Annotated in this window: 14 protein-coding genes; 7 read left to right on the forward strand and 7 right to left on the reverse strand. The window is 59.0% G+C overall.

Going from position 1 to position 20,068, the window contains the following annotated elements; genetic code table 11:
• Positions 1-84 precede the first annotated feature (84 nt).
• Both yccS and AB5Y83_RS04435 read left to right on the forward strand, forming a co-directional pair.
• On the forward strand, positions 85-2,238 hold the full coding sequence (gene yccS, locus AB5Y83_RS04430; protein ID WP_201938375.1) for a YccS family putative transporter: 2,154 nt from the start codon (positions 85-87) through the stop codon (positions 2,236-2,238).
• A 24-nt stretch (positions 2,239-2,262) separates the two neighbouring features.
• Entirely contained in the window at positions 2,263-2,613 is a 351-nt protein-coding gene (locus tag AB5Y83_RS04435; RefSeq protein WP_019446869.1) for a TusE/DsrC/DsvC family sulfur relay protein, read from the forward strand.
• Positions 2,614-2,726: 113 nt separating this feature from the next.
• On the opposite strand, the gene AB5Y83_RS04440 is transcribed toward AB5Y83_RS04435, so the two are convergent.
• Both AB5Y83_RS04440 and AB5Y83_RS04445 read right to left on the reverse strand, forming a co-directional pair.
• On the reverse strand, positions 2,727-3,641 hold the full coding sequence (locus AB5Y83_RS04440) for a Gfo/Idh/MocA family protein (RefSeq protein ID WP_368174764.1): 915 nt from the start codon (positions 3,639-3,641) through the stop codon (positions 2,727-2,729).
• A 128-nt stretch (positions 3,642-3,769) separates the two neighbouring features.
• Positions 3,770-4,648 (reverse strand): LysR family transcriptional regulator, encoded by an 879-nt coding sequence (locus tag AB5Y83_RS04445; protein ID WP_368174765.1) that lies wholly within the window; start codon positions 4,646-4,648, stop codon positions 3,770-3,772.
• A gap of 105 nt (positions 4,649-4,753) precedes the next feature.
• On the opposite strand from AB5Y83_RS04445, the gene AB5Y83_RS04450 reads away from it, so the two are divergent.
• Positions 4,754-5,362, forward strand: a complete 609-nt coding sequence (locus AB5Y83_RS04450; RefSeq protein ID WP_368174766.1) for a short chain dehydrogenase — start codon at positions 4,754-4,756, stop codon at positions 5,360-5,362.
• Positions 5,363-5,537: 175 nt separating this feature from the next.
• Here AB5Y83_RS04450 and AB5Y83_RS04455 read toward each other — a convergent pair whose 3' ends face one another.
• Complete coding sequence (locus AB5Y83_RS04455) at positions 5,538-6,719, reverse strand: M28 family metallopeptidase (protein ID WP_201967238.1); 1,182 nt, start codon at positions 6,717-6,719, stop codon at positions 5,538-5,540.
• Between the two features lie 639 nt (positions 6,720-7,358).
• On the opposite strand from AB5Y83_RS04455, the gene AB5Y83_RS04460 reads away from it, so the two are divergent.
• Both AB5Y83_RS04460 and AB5Y83_RS04465 read left to right on the forward strand, forming a co-directional pair.
• Positions 7,359-8,390, forward strand: coding sequence for a DUF4917 family protein (locus AB5Y83_RS04460; RefSeq protein WP_368174767.1), 1,032 nt, complete (start codon positions 7,359-7,361; stop codon positions 8,388-8,390).
• Positions 8,391-8,603: 213 nt separating this feature from the next.
• Entirely contained in the window at positions 8,604-9,104 is a 501-nt protein-coding gene (locus AB5Y83_RS04465) for a hypothetical protein (protein ID WP_115521308.1), read from the forward strand.
• Positions 9,105-9,222: 118 nt separating this feature from the next.
• On the opposite strand, the gene AB5Y83_RS04470 is transcribed toward AB5Y83_RS04465, so the two are convergent.
• The 3 genes from AB5Y83_RS04470 to AB5Y83_RS04480 form a co-directional block, all read right to left on the reverse strand.
• Complete coding sequence (locus tag AB5Y83_RS04470) at positions 9,223-11,622, reverse strand: YgiQ family radical SAM protein (protein ID WP_368174768.1); 2,400 nt, start codon at positions 11,620-11,622, stop codon at positions 9,223-9,225.
• A 197-nt stretch (positions 11,623-11,819) separates the two neighbouring features.
• A complete protein-coding gene (locus AB5Y83_RS04475) occupies positions 11,820-14,936 on the reverse strand; it encodes an efflux RND transporter permease subunit (protein WP_167572365.1) in 3,117 nt (1,038 codons plus the stop codon).
• Complete coding sequence (locus AB5Y83_RS04480) at positions 14,936-15,985, reverse strand: efflux RND transporter periplasmic adaptor subunit (RefSeq protein WP_368174769.1); 1,050 nt, start codon at positions 15,983-15,985, stop codon at positions 14,936-14,938. The genes AB5Y83_RS04475 and AB5Y83_RS04480 overlap by 1 nt, the downstream gene beginning before the upstream one ends.
• A 197-nt stretch (positions 15,986-16,182) precedes the next feature.
• Between AB5Y83_RS04480 and AB5Y83_RS04485 the strand changes: the two genes are divergently transcribed.
• Together AB5Y83_RS04485 and AB5Y83_RS04490 are read left to right on the forward strand one after the other, a co-directional pair.
• Positions 16,183-17,721 carry a diguanylate cyclase gene (locus AB5Y83_RS04485; RefSeq protein ID WP_368174770.1) on the forward strand — a complete coding sequence of 513 codons (1,539 nt, stop codon included), beginning with the start codon at positions 16,183-16,185 and terminating at the stop codon, positions 17,719-17,721.
• A 46-nt stretch (positions 17,722-17,767) separates the two neighbouring features.
• Entirely contained in the window at positions 17,768-18,643 is an 876-nt protein-coding gene (locus tag AB5Y83_RS04490) for a patatin-like phospholipase family protein (protein WP_128816195.1), read from the forward strand.
• A 70-nt stretch (positions 18,644-18,713) separates the two neighbouring features.
• Here the strand turns inward: AB5Y83_RS04490 and AB5Y83_RS04495 are convergent, their stop codons facing one another.
• Positions 18,714-20,054 carry an APC family permease gene (locus AB5Y83_RS04495; protein WP_005338365.1) on the reverse strand — a complete coding sequence of 447 codons (1,341 nt, stop codon included), beginning with the start codon at positions 20,052-20,054 and terminating at the stop codon, positions 18,714-18,716.
• Between the last annotated feature and the right edge of the window lie 14 nt (positions 20,055-20,068).

Raw genomic sequence — 20,068 nt, forward strand, 5'->3', positions numbered from 1 at the left:
GTGGCCCTGATTTGGATCAGGGCCACTTCGCGCTTGGCGGGTTACTATCTCGCTCTCGTTTCGATCAAGGGTTTCACCTGTCTCATGCCGATGGATCTCTCTGGCCTGCTGCGCCGACTGCTGACCGATAGTCACATCTACTTCGCCCTCAAGGTGCTGCTGGCCATTCTCGGTCTGCTCGCCTTCACCCTGGCTACAGGCAATATCCAGCTCACCGTGCTGCTCTCCCTCGGGGTAGTGGCGGGTGCCATCGCCGAAACCGACGACAGCCTGTGGGGACGCCTTAAAAACCTCGCCATGACGCTCATCTGCTTCATGTTTGCGTCCCTGTGCGTGCAGTATCTCTACCCCACCCCCTGGCTGTTTGCCATCGGGCTGGCCAGCTCCACCTTTATCTTCGTGATGGTGGGGGCGCTCGGCGCCCGTTACGCCACCATCAGCTTCGGCTCGCTGCTGATCGCCATCTACACCATGCTGGGTGCAGCCAAGGCGCCGGATCTCTTCTACCAGCCGCTGGCCCTCGGCGCCGGCGCCCTCTGGTACGGGCTGGTCTCGTTCATCTGGCTCTGGCTGCTGCCCTACAAGACCCTGCACGAACAGCTGGCCCAGAGCTACTTCGCCCTTGGCCGCTACCTGCTGGAAAAATCCCGCTTTTTCCCGGCGGACGAGCACGGCGCCCAGGCCATTCGCCACAATCTGGCCCAGCTCAACATCAATCTGGTGAGCGCGCTGACCCTCACCAAGTCGGCCCTCAACGCCCGCCTGAGCCGCCGCCATCCGGCAAGCCCCGAGCTGGCCAGCCTGCTGCGCCTCTATCTGCTGGCGCTGGAGATTCACGAGCGTGCCACCTCCAGCCACTACCCCTACAGCCGGTTGGAAGCCGAGCTCAAGCAGGGCATCGTACTGGAAGGATTTCAGGAGGTATTCCTGCAGCTCTCCGAAGCGTGCCAGCGGCTCGGTTACGCCATTCTGGTGCACAAGCCCTATGCCCATAACAAGCGCATCCACTGGACGCTGGAGGCCCTTGGCGATCAGCTGGAGTTCACCAATCTCAAGCAGCACTACCCGAAAACCCTGCTGACGCCGATGAAGTTCCTGCGCCGCAATCTGGCCAGCATCAACCAGCTGCTCGGCAGCGCCGAAGTGCTGCAAAACCCCGAGCAGCCGGAGCAAGAGCTGCCCGCGCTGGCGCGCCCGCCCCGCCTGCCGCTGCTGACCCAGCTCAAGCAGCACCTCACCTTGCACTCAATGGTGTTTCGCCATGCGCTGCGCCTATCCTTGGGGCTGGTGATCGGCTACGGCATACTGCAAGCTTTTGATCTGGAAAAGGGCTACTGGATTTTGCTGACCGTGCTGTTTGTCTGCCAGCCCAGCTACAGCGCCACCCGCCGCCGACTGGTGCAGCGGATGCTCGGCACCTTCGCCGGCATACTGGTGGGTATTCCGGTGCTCTGGCTCTTCCCCGAGCTGCACGTCCAGCTGGTGGTGATGGGGCTCGCCGCCTTCCTGTTTTTCACCCAGGTGCGCAACAACTACAGCGCCGCGGTCTGCTTTATCACCCTCTACGTGCTGATGGCGTTCAACCTGCTCGATGGCATCGGCTTTGCGATCCTCGGGCCGCGACTGCTCGATACCCTGCTCGGCTGCCTGATCTCCTACGGGCTGGTGGCCTGGCTCTGGCCGGACTGGCAGTACAAGCGGCTGCCGACCCTGATCGCCAATTCACTCTCGGCCAACGCCCGCTACCTCTCGGCGGTGCTGGCGAGCCTCAAGCAGCAGCGGGACGAGTCCATCGACTATCGGGTGGCGCGCAAGAGCGCCCATCTGGCGGACAGCGAACTGGCTACCGCCTGGCAGAGCATGCTGGTGGAGCCGCAAAAACGCCGCCGCTTCCTCGATCTCTGCTTTACCCTCACCTGGCGCAACCACGCCCTGCTCTCCTACATCTCGGCGCTGGGGGCCCATCGCGACAAGCTGGAGGCCATCAGCGGGCTGGATGAGGTGCGTCACCACATCTGCCACACCCTTGAGCAGGCCGCCGGTCATCTGGCGGGCAACCCCTCCAGCTCCATCGGAGGTCAGTGCCCCATTCTTTGCACGGACAGCAGCGAGGAGCAGCTGATGCTGACCCAGCAGCTCAACCTGATCAGCGAGCTGGCGGATCAGCTACTGCATCTGGCCAACGAGAGCCGGTTGCTCACCGGGGATCAAGGCGCTACCATGCCCGCCCAATCCTGATAGCCCCATTAGCGAGGAGCCCCCATGTCTGCGTCCGAAAAACATCAGCTGGAATTCAACGGCCAACTCATCGAGACCGATGCCAAGGGCTACCTGCTCAACAGCAACGACTGGAGCGAGGAGCTGGCGCTGGTGCTGGCTGCGCAGGAGGGGATCACGCTTGAGGAGCCGCACTGGGAAGTAGTGCGCTTTGTGCGCGCCTTCTATCTGGAGTTCAACACCTCCCCCGCCATCCGCGCGCTGGTCAAGGCGATGGAGAAGCAGTACGGCCCCGAGAAGGGCAACAGCCGCTATCTCTACAAGCTGTTCCCGGAAGGGCCCGCCAAGCAGGCGACCAAGATTGGCGGCCTGCCCAAGCCGGTGAAGTGCATCTGATCCCATGCATCTCATCCCATAACAACGGGGGGCCGCAACTGCGGCCCCCCGTTGTTTTTGGTGCGCTATCTTCGCGCACCTCGTATTCATATCTCTGAGACTTCCAGCCAGCCTTATCCCCGCTGGTCAGCCAGCGCCACCAACTGCTCCGCCAACCGGTGACCGTGCAGGTAGGAGGCGATCAGCTCGCTATCTGCCTTGCCGATTTCAATCTGCTGATACCAGTGCTCCAGCATGGCGGCAAAGCCGCGCTGGGCCAGCACCGGCTGCCAGTCGTTGGGACTAAGCATCTGCGCCTGCTTGTCGCGGGCGATGCTGCCGCGGGTGCAATTCTCAAGGTGCAGGGAGAGATTGTCGCCATAGGCATCGATGCGCTCCTCGGTGATACCGGCGCTGCGGTTCATGCTGCCGCTGATGGCGCGATCGCCGCTCTGCCAGCTGACGCTCACCCCGGCCAACAGGCTGTTGTCCTTAGCATCCGGTCGCAATACCGCATGAAAGTCGCCACCCGGCACGCCGCCATAGAAGCAGAGGCTGTCGAGCACATGGATAAAGTCGTCGAACATAAAATCCCGCGCCTTGCCCGGCAGGGCGAAGCGGTGTTTCTGCCAGTTAAGCTCGGTGAGCGGCTGGGCGCGGGCCTCGGCCATGGCGGGCAGATAGCGGCGGTTAAAGCCGGTAAAGAGGGCGCAATCTTGCGCGATGGCGAGATTGGCCAGCGCTTCTGCCTCGGCCAGATTGTCGCACAGGGGCTTGTCGACAAAGGTGGGGATCCCTGCGCGCAGGCACTGCTCGGCCAGCTCGCGGTGAACGGCAGTGGCGGCGTGGATCATCACGGCGTCGGGGCGGCTGGCCAGCATGGCCGCCACATCGGTAAAGCACTCGGCAACCCGATACTGGCGGGCCAGCTTTTCCAGCACCGCTGGATTGCGGGTGCAGAGCAGCGGCGTTACCCGCTCATTGCTCGCCAGCAGCGGCAGATAGGCTTTTTGGGCGATATCCCCCAGACCAATCATGGCAATGCGCATCTCAACTCCTTTTCACTCGATAACGGGACAAGCGGAAAACTGCCCGCACCATCGCAGGATTTCCCCCGCAGATCCAGCCTGCCGTTACCGCGCTGGCTGGCGGCAGCCTTTCTCTGCAAGCGGCGACTTTATCTGGGCGTAAGGGCGCTGACCGACTTAATCACCTCAGCCAGCCACTCGATGGCGAGATTGCCCTGGCTTTTGCGATGCCTGCCGACCACTACATCGAACTGCTGCGGCGCCCCGGCCAGCTCCAGCACGCGAAAATCGCCGAGGGCGGCGATGGCCGACGGAATGCAGGCCGCCACATCATTGACCGACATAAAGGCTTGCAGCGAGGTGTAACAGGGGAGCGTCGCCACCGCCGCGCTGGCAACCTGCTGCGGGCTCATCTGCCCTTCGAAATTACCGACGCTGTTGGCGAACTGCACAAAGGGGATGGCCGCCATATCCTGCAGAGCGTTGTCCGGAAGATATCGGGAGTCGCGGCGCAGCACGCAGCAGTAGTGATCCCGGCGCAGGGTGGCGCGCAGCAACCCCGGGTCGAGATAGGCATCAAAACCAATCACCAGATCGACCTCGCCGCTGGCCAGCGCCTCCAGATGCAGCTCGGCCTGAAAGTCCACCACATCGAGCCGGATGGAGGGCGCCTGAGTGCGCAGGGCGCTCGCCAGCCTTGGAATAATGGCGAGCTGGGCATATTCGTTGGCCATCACCCTGACGGTGCGCTCGCTGCTGGCGGGATCGAAGGGGGCAGCCACAAAGACCCCGTCGATATCGGCCAGGATCTGCTCAAACTTGGCGGCCAGCTCGCAGGCGTAGTCGGTCGGCTGCAACCCGGCGCTCTGGCGGATAAACAGCTCGGCGGGAAAGAGGTCGCGCAGCTTTTTCAGATGGCTGCTCACCCCCTGCTGGGAGATCTCCAGCAGCTCGGCCACCCGCGATACACTCTTGTATCTGACCAGCAGCACCAGCACCCTCATCTGCCTGATATCGATCTTCTCCACCCTAACCTCACCAATTTCAGTTGTATCACATACAAACTACCCATGATTTACATTGTATCAGTGGCTCTCTAACCTTGCAGCTCTTCCAGCAAAGCGAGGTTAACGATGAAAACTGTCATTCTGATTGGTGCTCAGGGGAAAATGGGGCAAGCCGCCCTCAGTGGTCTGGGCAAGCACAAAGTGATCACCGCCAGCCGCTCCGGCGAGGGGTGTGATTTTCAGGTAGATATCACCAGCGGAGAGTCTATCGAGCGGCTCTACCAAAACGTGGGCTCCTTCGATGCGGTGGTCAATACCGCAGGATTTTGCGAATACGCCCCCTTTGGCGAGATGAGCGACGAGCAGTGGCAAACCACCATCCAGAGCAAGCTGATGGGGCAGATCAATCTGGTCAATATCGGCCTCAACTACATCAATCAGGGGGGCTCCTTCACCCTGATCTCCGGCATCCTCAATATCAAGCCGATCCCGCTGGCCATTGCCGATGCCACCACCAGCGGCGCCATCGATACCTTTGTCCAGTGCGTGGCCCACGAGCTGCCCCGTGGCATCCGCATCAATGTGGTCAACCCGACCGTACTGGAAGAGGCGTGGGAGGTATATGGCGAGATGATGCCCGGCTTCCAGCCGGTGCCGGGCGCCCTGGTCGGCAAAGCGTTTGAGCGCTCCGTCGATGGCTTTATTAGCGGCCAGGTGCTCTATGTCGATGCCTGATCCGGTTCAGGTGTGACCCCAATGCCTTTTTAATTCCTTGTCGATGTTTTTCCTCTTCCCCGAAAGCGCCAGCTCTCGGGGCTTTTTCTATGGCGGGGGCAAACCCGCACAGAAGATAGAAAAGAGGAAGGAAGCCGAGACTTCCTTCCTTTTGGCTTGCGCTGCGGCCTGTGACTCAGTTGATCTTGCCCATTTCGACGGCAAAGCTGGTCGCCAGCTGGGCAAACTTGAGAGCGTGGCCAGCCGAGGGATCCGAGTTTTGCAACGTATCCTGCGCCGTGTGGATCCTGGGGTTGTATTCGCTAAAGCGTGACTCGAACGGCATGGCGGCGGGGTAGCCCTGATTGTGCCAGGAGGCGTGATCCGAGCAGCCATAGCCACAGCTGTCATAGCCATAGCTGACTTGCGGCAGGTAGGCATCGATCAGCTGGGTGAGGTAGCCGGTCAGCCCCTTGTCGGTGTAGTCGGTCATAAAGACGATGTCGTTCGCCGAGCCCTTGTAGTTGGTCATGTCCAGCTGGAGCGCGGCCAATACCCTGGTGTTGGCCGCCTTGTAGCGGCTGGCGATATCCTTGGAGCCCCGCAAGCCCACCTCCTCTGCCGCATAGCCGATAAATTGCAGGGTGCGCTCCGGCTGGCGGCCCTGTTCGGCGATGACCCGCAGCACCTCGGTCAGGGTAGCGATGCCGGAGGCGTCATCATCGGCGCCGGGGGCCAGCGTCTTGCTGTTGGGGGCCGAGCCTGCGGTGGAATCGAGATGGCCACCGAGCACCACCACCTCGTCCGGATAGCGGCTTCCCTTGAGGGTCAGCACCACCGATTGTTGCGGGTAGCCGCTATGTTTGACCCGGCTGACGCTGGCCCATGGCAGGGTGCTGCCGAGGCTCTGCCACTGGCTGGCCACCCAGTCGGCGGATTGCGTGCCGGTGGTAGTGGTGTAGTAGCGGTTGCGCCAGCCGGATAGCTTGCTGATGGTGCTGGCGATATTGCCTTGATCCAGATGGGGCAGCAGCCGGTTGACACTGGCCCCCTGGGTCAACGGCGGTGCGCTGAACAGGTTTTGGCTGAGGGGCTGGGCCATGCTCTGCAGCGCATCGGCCAGGGTCGTGTGCACCACATAGCCACCGCAGCGCTGGTGCCCTTCGTGCATCAGATGCGAGAGGGAGCCAAGCTCGCTTGCCTCAATCTGGGCCAGCTGGACGGGCGCCCCGCTGGCACTGAACAGGGGGGAGAGCTTGGCATTGACCTGCTTGAGTTCAACCCCGCTATCGGCCCCAATGGTGATCCACACGGGCGCCCCCGCCTGAACGGCAAGGGGGATCAGGGGGAGTAAAAGGGCGGCAGTCATCGCTTTCATGTCGGATCCTTCCGGTTATGGTTAACAGTAAACAGGCTTGATAGGTCTCATAAGAAGACCAAGCTAGTCTAGTCACCGATTGCCGTTAAATCGACCACTCCCTGCACCAAATGGCACCTCTTGATGTAAAGAGCGCCAGCCGGGGGTTTTAACTCTAGCGGGCCCCCTGCTTTTCCCTCCCCGCCCCTGCAGCCCTGCCCGCACCGCCCCTTGATTGTTCCACCTGCGCAACAGTAGATCGATTATGCGTTGCACCAGCAAAACAATTTGAGGTGTTCCAGCACCCGGCCATGACCGCAAGATGGCCAGCAGCTCGCGCCCGATCACTGTCCGGTTGGCAGCAAGTTCGCAGAGAATGAAGAGTTTGATAGAGGTCAAAAAACGAGACGTTTCTGATAGTTACATCACTTTAAGGCTCGCCTCGGCAGTTTCATTTGGCTTACCATGGCCATTCAGAACCTGTTGAACTGCGATAGGTTGCTGCCAGCGCGGGTCAAGGGAGCATATTGGAAGCTGTAATCCGCGGGCGGTAGCGTGGTCTTTAGTAGAATTACGACTTGCTCAAAAAGGGGAGCCCAGATTTCCCTCCAAAATTTTTAGCTCTAAAAGTTTAGTTTCAACATAATTGAGAGATATTAAATGGAAATTAAGAGCTTTGCTGAATGTTTAGCTATAGCTGGAAATGCTAAAAAACACCTAATGTTAGGTAATGGTTTTAGCATATCACTATTCCCTAAAATTTTTAATTATAAAACATTGTCGGAAAATATTGAGTCAGAAAGGATGAGGGATCTATTTAGATCTATCGGTACGTATGACTTTGAATTTGTTATGCGACGCCTTCTTGAGACTCTTGATATAATACAGCATTATGATATAGATGGAGTTATATCTGGCCACATTAGTAATGATATTGAAGAGTTAAAACAAACATTAATTCATGTGATAAGTAAGGCCCACCCACCTAAACCATCAGAAATCACAGATCGACAATATAATAGCTGCCGTGAGTTTCTAATGAATTTCGATGGAGGGAAGATATATACATTCAATTATGATCTTCTTTTGTACTGGGTTTACATGCATTTTATGGATATACCTAACCAGAAATTGAAGTGTGATGACGGTTTTAGACATCCATATCAAGATGAATATCTTCCCCCTGAGGAAAGAGACACATCACTCCATTGGGAGATAGGCATGGAACAAGGGCAGTCTGTTTATTATATACACGGTGCCATGCACATTTTTAGTGATGGTTCAGATATAGAGAAACTATCTTACTCCAGTACTGGTATTCCCCTTGCTGAACAAGTCCAAGCTTCTATTGCAAAAGATAAATTCCCTGTTTTCATATCTGAAGGTTCTACAAGCCACAAACTGGCAAGAATAAAAAAGAATGGTTATTTGTCTAGAACATTCTCGTCATTAAAAAGCATTACAGGTACTTTATTTATATTTGGTCATTCAATCAGAGATGAAGATAATCATGTTTTTGACTTTATAAACCAGAATAATAACAAGCTTACTATTTTCATCGGAGTTTTTGGCGATCTTGAGCAAGATCATAACAAAAAGATATTGAATAAAGTAGAAATGTGGCGCGAGGCATTTCCTAAAAAGAAATTTGAAGTTTATGATGCAGCCACTGTTAACGTATGGGATAAATAATTCATTCTCAAAAAACTGGGACACGCACCATTTTTTCAGACCGAAATTATAAATCCTGCACTGCCCACATGGTAGTAAGGTGTATTATTCAAGCTAATATGATATAAACGGGAAATGGTCATAGAAAGGTGGGAGTCCCAGATCCCCCTGTAATGTAATCTAAAAACTTCACCTCATGATCATCATGTGAAGTAATAACTTGTGTATCTACAAATGAACAAAAAAGAAGATGTATTCAGCATTATAAATACCCCAAAAGGAAAAATGTTCTTGAATGTAATAGAGAGCAATGGGAATAAATTAAATACAATACATGCACATCTTATTTTCGAAGAATTACTAACTGAGTATTTATTGAAAATATTCCCACTAAATAATGGCATTGAAAATGCCAAGTTGCAATTTCATCAAAAATTAACTCTCATATATTCACTAAGGAACAACCCAATATCTCATCAGTTATATGGCATGCTAAAAAAACTGAACAAAATAAGAAATAAGCATGCCCATTCCTTAGATCCTAGTGATGTAGAAATTTTAGAAAACGAACTCATTTCAAGCATTCCAAAAATAATGTTTCCTGAGAAAAATCTATCTCTCATCGGAAATAGAAAAGTTCCCCTTCCATATACCTATAGTGAAAAATATGTGATCGCCTTGAGATGGATTTTTTCGGAGCTAATAATTATTAGGGGAGACCAAGATAATTCTTAATGCACCTCGTTGGGCATTTTAACAGTCCCATTGTAATATATGTAATTAAAACTTACTTTAATAAAAAGACGACCATCCGGTCGCCTTTTTATTTTCTATCGCTTTCCAATCAGGAATATCACCTTGCCGGTCGCTTGGCACTATTTCCTTTGGCCGCAGGCTTGCCGCCCTGAGTGGCGGGCTTGGCAGAACCGGCACGGGTTGGCGCCTTGCCCTTATGGGCGGGTTTGCCGGTCGGTTTGCCCTGACCTGCACTCTTACCAGCACTCTGGCCTGCGCCTTGTCCGGCGGGCTTGCCGTTCCCCAGCTTGAGCTCGGAGCCCAGCGGCTTGCCATTGCCCTTGCCGCTCTTGTTGGCGTTGGCGCTAGCGTGCTGGCCGTTGCTCTGGCCCGCAGTCTTGTTGCCAGCACCGTTGCCGCGCTGATGGGCAATGTTACTGTGGCGAGTCAGGGCCGGTTTCATGCCCTTGCCGCTGGCGGCGCGCTCGTTGCGCCCTTCCGCAGGCACCAGACAGCCGGGGCCGTTGCCAATCAGGTGGCCCTTGCCCATGGCGAGCAGGGCTTCGCGGATCATCGGCCAGCCTGCGGGGTCGTGGTAGCGCAGCAGCGCCTTGTGCAGGCGGCGACGGCGCTCGCCCTTGGCGACAAAGACATCGCCCCCCTCGCGGCTCACCTTGTTTAACGGGTTTTTCTCCGTGTAATACATGGTGGTGGCGTTGGCGAGCGGCGACGGGTAGAAGTTCTGCACCTGATCGAGCTTGAAGCGGTTCTCTTTGACCCAGAGCGCCAGATTGACCATGTCTTCATCTGTGGTGCCCGGGTGGGCGGAGATGAAGTAGGGGATCAGGTACTGCTGCTTGCCCGCCTCTTTGGAGTATTTGTCGAACAGCTCCTTGAACTGGTAGTAGCTGCCCATGCCCGGCTTCATCATCTTGGAGAGCGGGCCCTCCTCGGTGTGTTCCGGCGCGATCTTGAGGTAGCCGCCGACGTGGTACTTGGCCAGCTCCTTGATATAGCGGGGATCTTCGACCGCGATGTCGTAGCGCACGCCGGAGGCGATGAGGATCTTCTTGATCCCCTTGAGGTCGCGCGCCTTGCGATAGAGGTTGATGGTCGGGCTGTGGTCGGTGTCCATGTGCGGGCAGATGGTGGGCCAGACACAGGAGGCGCGACGGCAGGTCTGCTCGGCCTTGGGGCTCTTGCAGCGCAGCTTGTACATGTTGGCGGTGGGGCCGCCGAGATCCGAGATGACGCCGGTAAAGCCCGGCACCTTGTCGCGGATATCTTCGATCTCTTTGAGGATCGACTCTTCCGAGCGGCTCTGGATGATGCGCCCTTCGTGCTCGGTAATGGAGCAGAAGGAGCAGCCGCCAAAGCAGCCGCGCATGATGTTGACCGAGGTCTTGATCATCTCGAAGGCGGGGATCTTCTCGTTGCCATAGGCCGGGTGCGGCACCCGCTGGTAGGGCAGGCCGAAGACGCCGTCCATCTCCTCGGTTTCCAGCGGGAAGGCGGGCGGGTTGACCCAGACGATGCGATCGCCGTGAGCCTGCGACAGGGCGCGGGCACAACCGGGGTTGGTCTCGTGGTGCAGAATGCGCGAGGCGTGGGCGTAGAGCACCTTGTCCTCTTTCACCCGCTCGAACGCCGGCAGCTTCACATAGGTTTTTTCCCACGGCTTGGGCTTGGCCGGCTGCACCAGCACGGGTTGGGCTTCCTGCGCGGCAGGTGCTGCTTCGCTAGCGTCATCCGAGCATGGGGCCCCTTCCATATAAGGGTTCATGATGGGATCGATGCGACCAATCTGGTCGAGCTTGCTCGAATCCACCCCTTTCCAACCCGGCAGCGGCTCCTTGCGGATGACGGCGGTGCCGCGAATATCCTGCATGGTGTCGATGGTCTCCCCCGCCGCGATGCGGTGAGCCACCTCCACCAGCGGCCGCTCGGCGTTGCCGTAAATCAGGATATCAGCCTTGGCATCGAGCAGGATGGAGCGGCGGATGGTCTCGGACCAGTAGTCGTAGTGGGCGATACGGCGCAGGGAAGCCTCGATGCCGCCGATGACGACGGGAACCTCCTTGAAGGCCTCTTTGCAGCGCTGGGTATAGACCAGGGTGGCGCGATCCGGCCGCTTGCCACCCACATCCCCCGGGGTGTAGGCGTCGTCGTGGCGCAGCTTTTTGTCGGAGGTGTAGCGGTTGATCATGGAGTCCATGTTGCCCGCGGTGACCCCGAAGAAGAGGTTCGGTTTGCCCAGACGCATAAAGTCATCCTTCGATGACCAGTCCGGCTGGGCGATGATGCCGACCCGAAAACCCTGCGCCTCCAGCATGCGGCCGATGACCGCCATGCCGAAGCTTGGGTGATCCACGTAGGCATCCCCCGTCACCAGAATGACGTCGCAGCTGTCCCAACCCAGCTTGTCCATCTCTTTGCGGGACATGGGCAGGAAGGGCGCCGTGCCGTAGCACTCGGCCCAATAGCGGGGATAGGAGAAAAGGTTGGGTACCGGCTGCATTATGAACACCTGGAAAAATTCGGGTCGCGCATTATACCGGTTGCGGCCAAGGGGAGCGATGGCTTTTTGTCCCTATAGATCCCGCGGAATAAGCCGCCGCCCGCAATAGCAAGGGCGCCCGCAGGCGCCCTTGTGATGATGAGGCTGATAACTGGCCCCCGCTTGAGTTCAGGCCAGGATTCAGGCCAAGGCGCTGATCAGGGCGCCGGAGGCTGCGACTCCCCTGCCCCCTTGGCGGCCAGTGCTTCGTCTACCTGTTGATCCCGCGCCCCTGTCATGCCAGCGTGACGGGCGATCAGATGGTAGATTGCGGGCACCACCAGCAGGGTAACCAGAGTTGCCAACGACAATCCGAAGAAGACCACTGTCCCCACCGCCATCCGGCTCTCGTAACCCGCCCCCATGGAGAGCATCAGCGGCACCGCGCCGATAATGGCGGTGAGCGAGGTCATCAGGATGGGGCGCAAGCGGCGCACCGAGCCTGCGATGATCGCCTCCTCGAACCCTTCCCCCCGCTGGCGCAGCTGGTTGATGAACTCGACGATGAGGATGCCGTTCTTGGTCACCATGCCGATCAGCATGATCATGCCGATCTGGCTGTAGATGCTCATCTCCTGCCCCGTCAGCCAGAGGCCGAGCAGGCCACCGAAGATGCCGAGTGGCACCGTCACCATCACCACCGCCGGGGTCAGGGTGCTCTCGAACTGGGCCACCAGCACCAGATAGACCACTAACAGGGCGAGGCCAAAGACCAGCACCATCTCCCCCTGATTGTCGCGGTAATCCTTGGAATCACCGGCGTAATCCACCGTCATGCCGGTGGGCAGGTTGGCGTTGGCCCAGCCATCGAGGAAATCGAGGGCTTCACCCAGGGTGTGGTCGGGGTGCACGTCGGCAGTCAGGGTAATCGCCTTTTGCCGCTGGTAGTGGTTGAGACGGTTGGCGGTCGCCACCTGCTTGACGGTCGCCAGGGTCGAGAGACTGACCATCTCGCCGTTGGCGGCCTTTAGATAGATGCGACCGAGATCCGAGATACCGTTGAACTCGGTCTGGTTGCCGCGCAGGTAGACGTCATACTCCTCACCCCTGTCCACATAGGTGGTCTTGCTCGCCCCGCCCAGCAAGGTCTGCAAGCTGTTGGCCACGGTGGAGACCGGAATGCCGAGCTGGCTGGCGCTGTCGCGATTGATGGTCACCTGCAGCTCGGGGGTCTTCTCGGCGTAGTCGAGATCCGGGCTCAGCATCAGGCCGCTGCCCTGCGCCGCCTGTTGCAGCGCCAACCCTTGCTGGTAGAGCTCGGCATAGTCGTTACCCTGCAGCACGAACTGCACCGGCGCGGTGGAGCCGCCGCGGAAACCGGGCTGGAAGGTGCGGATCATCACATCGGGAATGCCGGATAGCTTGGCACCCAGCGAGCGGGAGAACTCGGTGGCGGTGACGTCTCGCTCGGCCCAGTCGGTGAGCTGGATGATCACCATACCGGTCTGATCGCCGCCACGGCCAAAGGCAGGGGTGCTGAAGCTCAGCGCCTGCACCACCCCTTTGCCCAGCATCGGCATGATGGCGGACTCCACCTGCTGCATGTTGCGCTTCATCCGCTCGATGCTGGTCCCCTCTGCCCCCTTGACGAAGACATAGATGACGCCGCGATCCTCGGTCGGGGTAAGGCTGGTCGGCAGTTGGGTAAAGAGGGCACCGATACCGCCCAGACAGAGCAGCAGCACCAGCGGCGTCCAGCGGGAGCGACGCAGCACCCACGCCAGCAGGTGACGATAGTGCCCCTCCAGCCAGCCGAGCCCGCGATCGAGCCCGGCGGTGAGCCGGTTCGGTTTATCCAGCGGGCGCATCAGCCAGGAGCCCATGGCCGGGGTCAGGGTCAGCGCCACCAGCGAGGAGCAGAGCACCGCCAGGGAGAGCAATATCGCAAACTCGGTAAAGAGCCGCCCCACCATGCCATCCATAAAGGCGATGGGGACAAACACCATCACCAGCACGGCGGTGGTAGCGATGACCGCAAAGCCCACCTCGCGGGTGCCGTGCCAGGCGGCCAGCAACGGCGGTTCACCCCGCTGCAGATGGTGGTGAATGTTCTCCACCACCACGATGGCGTCATCCACCACCAGGCCGATGGCGAGAATAAGGGCCAGCAAGGTGATGAGGTTGATGGAAAAGCCGAAATACCAGGCGCCGATAAAGGCGGAGATGAGCGATACCGGCACCGTAATGGCAGGAATGAGCGTGGTGCGCCCCTGCCCGAGGAACAGATAGAGCACCGCCACCACCAGCACGGCGCAGATGGCCAGGGTCTCGTACACCTCATCGATGGCCTGCTTGATAAAGATGGTGGAGTCGTAATCCACCTCGAGCTTGGCCCCCTCCGGCAGGAAGCGCTGCATCTCGCCGAGTTTCTTCTCGATCCCCTGCGCCACCGCCAGCGGGTTGGCGGTGGACTGGGCGACGATGCCGATACCCAGACTCTCTTTGCCGTTGCGCTGATAGGCGCTGTCTTCGTTCTTGGCTCCCACCTCCACATCGGCGATATCGGCCAGATAGACGCTCTGGCCGTTGGCGGCTGTGGTGACTTGCAGTTGCTGGAAATCTTCCGCTGTGTGGTAAAGCCGGGCGATCTGCACCGCCATGGTCATGGAGTTATTGCGGATCTCGCCCCCCGGCAGCTCGATATTCTCCCGCTTGAGGGCCTCTTCCACATCGCTCACCGTGATGCCACGGGCCGCCATATCCGCAGGCCGCAGCCGTACATACATCACCTGGGTGAGATCGCCGGAGAGCGCCACTTCGCTCACCCCGTCCACCAGACTCAGGGGGTCGACCAGCACCCGGTTGGCGTAGTCGGTCATGGCGGTGCGATCCATCTGGCTGCTGCTGAAGTTGAGCCAGATCGCCACATCGCCGTTGCCGCTGTCCTTGGTTACCAGCGGCTCGTCCACATCATCGGGCAGCCGGGGCCGCGCGCGGGAGAGGGCATCGCGCACATCGGAGATCCCCTCCACCATGTTCCAGCCGAGCTTGAACTCGACGGTGATCATCGAGCGCCCCTTGCGGGTCATGGAGTTGATGTTCTTGATGCCGCTGATACCGGAGAGCTGATCCTCGATGGGCTTGGTGACCTGACTCTCCATCACCGAGGGGGCCGCCCCCTCATAGGTGGTGGTGATGGAGACCGACGGGATCTGCACATCGGGCATCTCCCGCACCGTCAATTTGCTGAAGGCGACCAGACCAAACACGGTGAGCAGGGCGCTGAGCACCACCGCCACCAGCGGGCGACGTACTGAGATATCGGAGAGCCACATCAGCCGTTCACCTCTGCCAGATCACGCACCTGCACCCCATCACGCAGATTGACCAGCCCCTCGACCACGATGCGATCGCCGACCTTCAGCCCCTCGGTGACCCAGACGGTCTCCCCTTCGGTCTCGCCGAGCACTACAGGCACCCGCTTGACCCGGCCATCGGCCTCAAGACGGTAAACAAAGCGCTGCTCACCGGCGTACTCCACCGACTGGGCGGGGATCAGGGTGAGCTGCTGGGCGGGCAGTGCCAGCTCCACATTGAGCAGCATGCCCGGACGCAACTGGCCGTTGCCATTGGGGATCATCACCCGCGCCTTGATGTTCTGGGTATCGTTGGAAATGCGGCTGTCGAGGGTGGTCAGGGTGCCGTTGAATTGCTGATCCGGCCAGGCGGTACTGGTGGCGGTGACCGCCATGCCCGGGCGCAGCAGGGAGAGGTAACGCTCCGGCACCGCCAGATCGAGGCGCAATTTGTCGAGTTCGTCCAGATGCAGCAGGGTGTCGCCGCTGTTGACCAGCGCCCCTTCGCTCAGATCAATCAGGCTCACGGTACCGGCAAAGGGCGCCTGCAAGGTACGCAGGGAGAGCTCGTAACGGGCGGCATCGAGGCGTGCCTGCACCTGGGCCACGGTGGCCTCCTGCCCCTCCAGCTCGGATTGGGTCACGGCGCCACGGGCCACCAGCTTGCGCATATCACTCAGCTTGCGGTTCTCGTCGCGCAGACTGGCGCTCTGCTCGGCCAGCTCCGCCTGCTGTTTGCCCGCATCGAGCGCGATCAGGGTCTCCCCCTTCGCCACGCTCTGGCCAGATTGCACCGCAATCTTGACGATGCGACCGGTCACTTCGGGGCTGATGATGACGGAACGATTGGCCGCCAGCTTGCCCACCAGCTTGAGGGTCGGCTCGGCCAGACTCTGTTTGACGGTTTGAGTGCGGATATTGACCTGTCTGGTCGGTGCTTTGGCGGCGGGTTCGCTGTGACGCAGCGCCCAGACGCCGGCAACCACGATTAGAAGAAGGCCCAAGCCGAGCCAGGTACGCATTTTCATCGAACAGTCCATGAAGAGTGAGAGGGTAAATCCAGATTGGGGCCATTTTAGCCCCAGACTATGCCGTGACTATGTATAAATGTGACAAAACGTAACAAGAGCGGGATAAGCTCACTCTGTTTCAGGTCGCGCCGTTTGTTTTCACGCCACATCGCATACACTAACGACAATTTCCTTCGCAACCCGACTGACTGCCTATGCCCAAAATGTCTGACCACCGCTTTCTCACACGCCTGACCTGGCTCCTGTTTGCCGTGGTCATCCTGCTGATTGGTCTGACCTTGCGGCAAAGCCTGAAACAGATAGAACGCCTCTACCAGAGCGATACCCTCAATAGCGCCATCTACCTGCGGGATCGGTTCAAGCAGACCGAAGTGTTTCTGGAGGCGATGCGCGGTCAAGCCGAAGAGCGACTGCGCAGCGACCCCCAGTCGGTGCTCACCCGCCAGCTCTATGGCCATATCGAGGCGCTGCCAGAGGGGCTGGCCCTCGACAAGCTCCCCGGCGATTTACCGGCCGGACTGGCGGGCAACCTCACCGGTGACGGCCCGCTACCGCCCCCCGGCAGTGAGCGGGAGGCGCAACTTCATTTGGCCCTGAGCCTCTCTCCCTTGCTGTCCACCGCCAGCCAGCGCCTGGGCAGCGAGATCGCCTGGGCCTACTTCACCGGGGTGGACAACTTTATCTACCTCTATCCCTGGATCCCCTCCAACCAGTTTCGTTTTGTCCGCAGCATCTATGACAAGCACTACTGGCAGGATGCGCTGATGTCACCCAACCCAAGCCGGGACACCATTCTCTCCCGCCCCTACGAAGATTTTGCCGGACTGGGCACCATGGTCACCATGTCCCAGCCTCTCTACAAGGACGGCTCGCTGGTAGGGATGATCAGCATGGACATCCTGCTCTCACGCTTGCAATCGCAGCTCAATCAATTGGCGCCGGCGTTGGGTGAGTATCTGCTGCTCAATCAGTACCATCAGGTGCTGGCCAGCAGCGCGCGCCAACCCGTGGTGCCGCAAGACCCCGAGCCGACCGACGAATACCAGTGGCGGCAAGGGGCATTGCAGCTGACCATGGCAATCCCCGATACTCCATTGCGACTGGTGCACAACGTCACCCTGCTGCCGCTGGTGTGGGCCATGCTCTGCCAGTCCACGCCGACCCTGCTCGCCATTCTCTTTATGCTGCTGGCCGCCCTCTCCAACCTGAGATCCCATCGCCTCAACCAGCGGCTCAATTATCTCTCCTGCCACGATGCCCTCACCGGCGCCTTCAACCGCCACTATCTGGTGCTGCTGGAGCAGGCGGGCGATCTGGCCCGGTTGCAAGCGGGGATCCTGATGTTCGATGCGGATCACTTCAAACGGGTCAATGACAACTTCGGCCATGCCGTCGGCGATATCGTGCTGATCCGGTTGGTGCAGCTCTGCCAGCAGCAGATTAGGCCCACTGATCGCCTGATCCGCTGGGGGGGCGAAGAGTTTCTGCTGCTGATTGGCCGCAGTAACGCCGCACAGATCGGCGAGCTGGCGGAGCGGCTGAGAAAAGCGGTGGCAGATCACGACTGGGCCGCCATCGAACCCGGGCTGGAGGTCACCATCAGCCTCGGCTATCTGCCCCACCAGGAGAACCTTCCCCTGCACGAAGCGGTGCGCCGCGCCGATGTGGCGCTCTATCAGGCCAAGGCCAACGGTCGCAACCGCAGCGAAAGATGGCAGGGTGACGCCTTCTGACTCTCGGAGTAAGCTGAGCCCTCAACCCCTTTTTTGGAGGACTGTCGTGCCACGTAAACCCCGCGTAGGGCTCGCTCTCGGGAGCGGCGCCGCCAGAGGATGGGCCCATATCGGCGTCATCCGCGCCCTTGAACGTCTCGGCATCAAACCGGATTTGATCGCTGGCTGCTCCATCGGCAGCTTTGTTGGCGCCGCCTATGCCGCCGGAGAACTGGATCGGCTGGAAACCTGGGTGCGCGGCTTTACCCGCCTGCAGGTGGTCAGCCTGCTCGACCCGGCCCTCTCCGGCGGTCTGTTTCGCGGCGAAAAGGTGTTTGGCCTTGCCGCCAGCCATCTGGGGGATCCCGATCTCGAGAATCTGCCCATCCCCTTCGCCTGCATCGCCACCGAGCTGGATACCGGCCGCGAGATCTGGCTGCAACAGGGCCCGCTGCGCCAGTCGGTGCGCGCCTCCTGCGGCATGCCGGGGATCCTCACCCCGACCCGGATCAACGACCGCTGGCTGGTCGATGGCGCCGTGGTCAACCCGGTGCCCATCTCGCTGGCCCGCGCCATGGGGGCCGAGGTGGTGATTGCGGTCAACCTCAACACCGACATGCACCAGCCCTGGACCGACGAGCCGGATCAACCCGGCAGCGGCGGTCTGCTCAGCCAGTGGCTCAATCGCGGTGAATCCGCGCCAGCCACCCCGGGTCTGTGGAGCGTGATGAGTGGCGCCATCAACATCATGCAGGAGCGGATCACCCGCGCCCGGATGGCCGGTGACCCGCCGGAGATCCAGCTCTGCCCGCGCCTTGGCAGCTTCTCCATCATGGATTTTCATCGCGCCAGCGATGCCATCAACGAGGGGGAAGCCTGCGTCGAGCGCAATCTCGATCAGCTCAAGGATGAACTGGGCCGCCTCGGGTTGCTGGGCAGTTAGTTGTCGGCATGCTGCGGTTTACACATGAAAAAAGCGCCATTCGGCGCTTTTTTTCAACTTGCTTACCCGGTCACTCCTTACGGTAGAAGAGCAACCCGAGCAGAATCACCCCCACAGAGACCAGCAGATAGAGCCCCAGACTGGGATTGGTGATACCGCCATACAGAATGATGAGCGCGCCCAGAGTGGCGCAGGTCGGGATCACAAACCGCTTTATCCAGCCCAACTCGGTAAAGGTGCGCATGTACCAGACATAGAGGAACAGATAGAGGCCATAAATCAGCACGATCGGCATCTCGTCCAGGGCGATGTAACGACCGAATGTCTCGTTGATGCTGCAGTACCACAACACTGAGTAGATCACCGACAACAACGCTGCCGCGAGGGCCGAGTTGATTGGCATGTGGTGATGCGGTTCGATACGGCTCATCCACTTGGGGGCTGGCCCCTGATTGCGGATCGCCAGCGAGTAGGGAATGCGCATGGTCGCCAACACCAGACCATTGAGGGTTCCGAGGCAGGAGATAATCACGAACACGGTCAAAATGGTCGAGGCAGTCCCGCCAAACAGGCTGGTTGTCGCGAGATTTACCGCGTTATCCCCTTGCGCCACTATCTCGTCCGTCGGCAAGACGCTGGCGATCCCCAGAAAATAGGTGACATAGACCACAAAGACTATCAGGGTGCCAATCACCAGCGCTCTGGGCAGATTCTTCTTGGAATCGCGAATTTCGCTGTTGATGGTCACGGCGGCAATCCACCCCTCATAAGCGAAGGCGGTGGCAACCACGGCCGTGGCCAGAGTGCCTCCGGTGCTTCCTATCCCATCCATAGCCTGCACAAAGTTGGTCACGGTGACACCATTGAGCAAGCCTGAAATGGTGCCCACAATGGCAACCAGGATCAGCGGGATCAACTTGATCAGGGTAGAGCCCACTTGCAGCTTGCCCGCCAGGACCGGGGTGTAGAAGTTGATCAGATAGGTGACCGTCATATAGACAGCCGCCAGTATCCAGGTCGCACCAGAGTTGGTCGGATTATCACTGCCGAGCAAGATCATGGTGTACAGAGCGGCGACCCAGGCAAGGATGGCGGAAAGAGGGGCGTAATAGAGTACGCCTTTGAACCACCCCACCAGATAACCAAACATTTTGCCGTATGCCGCTTCGGCATAATCGACGATACCGTTGGACTTTTCGATCCGCTGGGCAAACTCGGCAAACACCAGCGCGCCGAAGATCATCGAAAATGCCCCCAGCGCCCATGCCAACAGCGCAATGGCCAGATTACCGCCAGTCAGACGCAGTACATCATCGGCCTTGAAGAAGACACCGGAGCCGATCACCACGCCGACCACCATCGCAATGGCAGTCATCAGGCCATAGCGTTTATCCAACTCATTACTGCTCATACCCATACTCCATA

The sequence above is a fragment of the Aeromonas sp. R5-4 genome (assembly GCF_040908215.1).
Classification (GTDB): Bacteria; Pseudomonadota; Gammaproteobacteria; order Enterobacterales; family Aeromonadaceae; genus Aeromonas; species Aeromonas veronii.